The following is a 5,443-nucleotide window of genomic DNA, read 5'->3' as shown; positions in this document are numbered from 1 at the left end:
GGCGGCAGCCGGGGCGACGGCATCCGTGCCCCGGCTGCCGCGGCTGGGACGCCGGCGCTGAGCCGATGACCGCTGCAGCTGCCGCCGCACGGCCGTTCATCACTCAGGCAGAACGCGGCACGGCGTCGCCGGCAGCCGCCCCAGGGGCGAATCTGCCTGAGTTATGCGCAGGCGTCCGCCCGTCACCGGCCCGATCTGCACGTCGATGAGCCGGCCCGGCCCCGAGACCACCACGGTGCCGGTGCGCGTGCGGGACCGGCTGGACCCGCGGCCGGGGCTGCGCCGCGCCCGGGAGTCGGTGCCCGCCGTCATCCAGATCGTGATCGCCGCGACCGCGGCGTACGCGTTCGCGCATTTCGTGCTCGGGCACGCGGCTCCCGTGCTCGCCGGCACCGTCGCGGTGTCGAGCCTGGGGCTCGTGCGCGACGCCCGGCCGCGCCGCGTGATCGAGACCGTCGTCGGGATGATGCTCGGCGTGCTCATCTCCGAGGGCGTCGTGTGGGCGATCGGATCGGGGTGGTGGCAGCTGCCGATCGTGCTCGCCCTCGTGCTGCTGGTCGCGCGGACGATCTCGTCGCAGCCGGCCTTCGCGATCGCCGCCGCCGTGCAGGGGCTGATCGTCATGCTGTTCCCGACCGCGGGCACCGTGGCGGTGCTCGCGCGCCCGCTGGACGGGCTCGTCGGCGGCGCCTCCGCGATCCTGATGACCGTCGTGGTGCCCCGCAACCTGCGCGGCGAGCTGCTCCGCGAGGCACGGGCGCTGTTCGCGTCCGCGGAGCGGGCGGTGACCGCCTCCGCGGAAGGCCTCGCCCGCGGCGACCGCAGGCACGCGGAGCGCGGCCTGGACCGGGCGCGCCGGCTCGACCTGCTCGTGCGCGCGTGGCAGGAGTCGCTCGAGTCGGCGACCGCGGTCGCCCGCATCTCGCCGTTCCTCCGGCGCCGCCGCGCGGAGCTGGAGCGCCAGCGGCGCGTGCTCGCGGCGATGGACCTGGCGGTGCGGAACCTGCGGGTCGTGGGCCGCCGGGCGGCATATCTCGTGGACGACGGGCGCCGCCGCCCGATCGCCGCCGACGTGCTGGCAGGGCTCGGACGCGGCATGGCGCTGATCGGCCAGTCGCTGGAGGACATCTCGCTCGAGCCCGCCGCGCGCGACCTGCTGCGGCCCATCGCCGCGCACCTGGACCCCGCGCGGATGCTGCCCGATGCGTCCCTGGGCGAGCAGAGCCTGGTCTCGGCGATGCGGCCGCTGGCCGTCGACCTGCTGACCGCGGCCGGGATGCCCGCCGCCGAGGCCCGCGACGCCGTGCCGCGCATCTGATGCGCGCTCGAGCGGCCGGGCCGGCAGGACGTGTCGGCGGGGCGATTTAGACTTGGGGGGACATGACCGAGGCCTCCGACGTTGACGAGCTGCTCGCCGGGCTCAACCCGCCGCAGCGCGAGGCCGTCGCCTACCGCGGGCCGGCCCTGCTGATCGTCGCCGGGGCCGGGTCGGGCAAGACCCGCGTGCTCACCCACCGCATCGCCTCCCTGCTGCAGGGCCGCGAGGCGTGGCCGAGCCAGATCCTCGCGATCACGTTCACGAACAAGGCGGCCGGCGAGATGCGCGAGCGCGTCCAGCAGCTGGTGGGGGATGCCGCACGGGGCATGTGGATCTCGACGTTCCACTCCGCGTGCGTGCGCATCCTGCGGCGCGAGGCCGACCAGTTCGGGTTCACGAAGAGCTTCACGATCTACGACTCCGGCGACTCGCGCGCGCTCATCAAGCGGCTCGTGAAGGAGCACGAGGCCGACGCCTACGGGCTGACCCCCGCCGGTGTGCAGGGCCGCATCTCGAAGCTGAAGAACGAGCTCACCGACGCCGAGGGCTACGCCCGCGTCGCCAACCTCGCCGACCCGGCCGAGCGCATGTTCGTCGAGATCTTCGGCGACTACCAGCGGCATCTGCAGCGCGCGAACGCGTTCGACTTCGACGACCTCATCGGGCAGACGGTGTACCTGTTCCGGGCGTTCCCGCACGTGGCCGACGTGTACCGGAAGCGATTCCGGCACATCCTCGTCGACGAGTACCAGGACACCAACGCCGCGCAGTACGCGCTGATCCACGAGCTGACCCGGCCGGCGTTCGGCGCCGGGGAGTCGTTCTCGTCGGGCGGCATGATGATCTTCGAGCCCGAGCGGGAGCCCGCGCTCGAGGGGGCCTCGCTCACCGTCGTCGGCGACTCCGACCAGTCGATCTACGCGTTCCGCGGCGCCGACATCCGCAACATCAGCGAGTTCGAGCGCGACTTCCCGGGGGCGAAGGTCGTGCTGCTCGAGCAGAACTACCGGTCGAGCCAGAACATCCTGGACGCGGCGAACGCGGTCATCCGCAACAACTTCGACCGCAAGGACAAGCGGCTGTGGACGGATGCCGGGTCGGGCGAGCCCATCGTCGGCTTCACCGGCTACTCGCAGCACGACGAGGCGCAGTTCGTCGCCGACGAGATCGAGGCGCTGCGCCGCCGCGGCGTCGCGTACGCCGAGATCGCGGTGTTCTACCGCACCAACTCGCAGACCCGCGCGCTGGAGGAGATCTTCATCCGCGCCGCTCTCCCCTACAAGATCATGGGAGGCACGAAGTTCTACGAGCGTGCCGAGATCAAGGACGCGCTGGCGTACCTCATCGCGGTCGCGAACCCCGCCGACGAGATGTCGCTGCGCCGCATCCTGAACCGGCCCCGCCGCGGCATCGGCGACGTGACCGAGACCGCGATCGCCCGCTTCGCCGAGGAGAACGCGATCACGTTCCGAAAGGCGCTCGCCGACCCCGCGGCCCTCGGCGTCGGGCCGAAGCTGCAGGCCGCGATCGGGCAGCTGGATGCGGTGCTGCGCGAGGCGACCGAGGTCATGCAGCCCGCGTCCGGCGAGGTGCCGCCGCCCACCGCCGTCGCCGAGGGGCTCACGCTGCTGCTGCAGAAGTCGGGCTACCTCGACGCGCTGCGCGCCAGCCGCGACCCGCAGGACGAGGCGCGGCTCGAGAACGTCGACGAGCTGGTCGCGGTCACGCGCGAGTTCGCGCGCAACAACCCCGAGGGCACGCTGCTCGACTTCCTCACCGAGGTGTCGCTGGTCGCCGCCGCCGACGACCTCGACGACGCGTCGGGGGCGGTGTCGCTCATGACGCTGCACACCGCCAAGGGGCTCGAGTTCGACACCGTGTTCGTCACCGGCGTGGAGGAGGATCTCATCCCGCACCGGATCTCGGCGGGGGAGCCCGGGGGCCCGGCCGAGGAGCGGCGGCTGTTCTACGTCGGCGTCACGCGGGCGCGCAAGCGTCTGTACCTGTCGCTCGCGATGACCCGCGCGCAGTTCGGCGAGGTGACCGTGGCGATGCCGAGCCGGTTCCTGCAGGAGATCCCGTCCGAGCTCATCGACTGGCGGCAGTCTCCGGGCGACGTGAACTCGCGCGGCGGCACGCAGTCGCGTGCGCTGAACGCGCGGCGTCCGGGCTCGTCCCCGGGCGGTTTCGGCCGGCGTGAGGAGATCCCGGCGCTGAAGCCGAAGTCCACGTCGCTCGACCGGTTCCCGAACCGCATCCCCGCGAAGGTGCGCGACAACAGCGACCTCGTCCTCGCGCCGGGCGACCGCATCCGCCACGACGACTTCGGCGAGGGACGCGTCGAGGCGGTCACCGGCGAGGGCGCGAAACGCGTGGCGCATGTGCGGTTCGAGAGGGCCGGCGCGAAGAAGCTGCTCGTGAAGATCGCGCCGATCGAGAAGCTCGAGGGATAGCGACCGGCGCCCCCGGCGTAGCCTGGAGGGATGCCCCTGTTCTCGCGTCGTCCGAAGAAGAACGAAGAGACGGCGCCTGCGGTCGAGTCCGCGGCGCCCGACGTCCCCGAGGCGCCCGACGTCTCCGACGTCCCCGACGTCCCCGAGGTGCCGATCGCCGTCACGACCTACGGCGCGCCCGCCGCCCCGGCGCATCCCCGCCCGACGGTGCGCGGGATCGAGGACAACGGGCTGCTGATCGAGGCGCTCGCGCGGCTCGATCCGAAGCCCACGCCGGCACAGACCCTCGAGGTCGCCCGGCAGCTGCTGCAGGGACGGGTGTACCTGCGCGTGCGCGGACAGGCGCAGGACCTGCTGGCCGCCGGGCAGGAGCTGCCGATGGCGATCGTGACCATCGGCGACGCACGGTACGCGCTCGCGTTCTCCGGTGGCGCGGCGCTGCAGGCGGCGGTGCGCGCCGACGGCGACACCTCGACCTCGGCGATCGCGGTCGCCGTGCCGCCGCTGCTGCACCAGGTCGTCGACACCGACCTCGCCGGCATCGTGGTCGACCACGCCTCCGCGCCCGCCGCCGCGGTGCTGCCGCGCGCACTCCTCGAGAAGGTGCTCGCCGACCTCGACGAGAGCCTCGCGGTGAAGTCGGCCCTGACCGGCCAGCGGACACCGCAGCGCGTCGCCGCGCTCGTCGACGCGCTGCAGACGGCCCCGGTGTGGATCGCCGCCAAGCGCGACGACGACGGCCGGGTCGGCGTCTCGCAGACCCGGATGCCGGACGGCACCCGCATGCTCGAGGTGTTCTCGCACCCGCTCGAGGTGCACGTGCTCGGCCGTGGCGACCAGGCGGTGAGGATCACCGCCGCGCAGATCGCGGCGGCGCTGGTCGGCGAGCCCGAGCTCGGCGGCATCGTCGTCAACCCGCAGGGCCCGTGGCAGCGTCTGGGCCGTGACGATCTGGCCCCGCTCATCGCGCGAGCGTGATCCCACAATATAGACAGGTGAACTGTACAGGTCGACTGTACATCTGGTAGCGTCTGTGCTGTGACCGATCCCGAGGACCTCGCGCTCGCGCTGCGCGCCGCCGCCACCCGCCTCGCGCGCCGGCTGCGCGCCGAGGCCCACCAGAGCGAGTACTCCGACGCGCAGATCGCCGTCATCCGGCGACTGCTGACCGACGGCTCCGCGACGACCTCGGCGCTCGCGCGCGCCGAAGGAGTGCGCCCCCAGTCGATGGCCGCCACCGTCGCATCGCTCGAGGCCGCGGGCATGGTCGTCCGCCGGCCCGACCCCGGCGACCAGCGGGCGTCGCAGGTGTCGCTGACCGACACCGGCCGGCAGCAGATCGAGGCCGGACGCGACCTCAAGCAGCAGTGGCTGACGCGCGCGCTGACCGAGCGGCTCGGCGCGGACGAGCTCGACGACCTCGCCCGCGCCGTCGACCTCGTCGAGCGGCTGCTGCAGTCCTGACCCGAACGAAGGAGCACTCCATGCCCGTGTCCACCCTCGACCTCACGAGCGCGCTGGTCGTCATCGACCTGCAGCGCGGCATCGCGGGCTCGCCCCTGGCGGCACCGGTCGTCGCCCGCGCGGCGGACCTCGCCGACGCCTTCCGCGCGTCCGGTCGCCCGGTCGTGCTCGTCAACGTCGTCGCGGGCGCGCCCGGGCGCACCGAGCG

At 73.3% G+C, this 5,443-nt stretch carries 5 protein-coding genes; all 5 read left to right on the top strand.

All coding sequences use genetic code 11. The features are described from left to right. Positions 1 to 205: 205 nt before the first annotated feature. Positions 206 to 1,318, top strand: a complete 1,113-nt coding sequence (locus QM626_RS07565) for an FUSC family protein (RefSeq protein ID WP_415075622.1) — start codon at positions 206 to 208, stop codon at positions 1,316 to 1,318. A 62-nt stretch (positions 1,319 to 1,380) separates the two neighbouring features. Further along, the gene (locus tag QM626_RS07560; protein ID WP_415075620.1) at positions 1,381 to 3,771 is read left to right on the top strand and encodes an ATP-dependent helicase; all 2,391 of its coding nucleotides are present in this window, start codon (positions 1,381 to 1,383) and stop codon (positions 3,769 to 3,771) included. Positions 3,772 to 3,801: 30 nt separating this feature from the next. Then, complete coding sequence (locus QM626_RS07555; RefSeq protein ID WP_415075618.1) at positions 3,802 to 4,749, top strand: SseB family protein; 948 nt, start codon at positions 3,802 to 3,804, stop codon at positions 4,747 to 4,749. Between the two features lie 60 nt (positions 4,750 to 4,809). Continuing rightward, the gene (locus QM626_RS07550) at positions 4,810 to 5,235 is read left to right on the top strand and encodes a MarR family winged helix-turn-helix transcriptional regulator (RefSeq protein ID WP_415075616.1); all 426 of its coding nucleotides are present in this window, start codon (positions 4,810 to 4,812) and stop codon (positions 5,233 to 5,235) included. 20 nt (positions 5,236 to 5,255) lie between these two features. Beyond that, positions 5,256 to 5,443: isochorismatase family protein (locus QM626_RS07545; RefSeq protein WP_415075614.1), on the top strand; the 188-nt coding region annotated here is incomplete at its 3' end.

The organism is Microbacterium sp. (assembly GCF_047606385.1).
GTDB lineage: Bacteria > Actinomycetota > Actinomycetes > Actinomycetales > Microbacteriaceae > Microbacterium.
The sequence above is the reverse complement of the archived record's forward strand: the minus strand, read 5'-3'. Positions and strand labels throughout refer to the sequence as shown.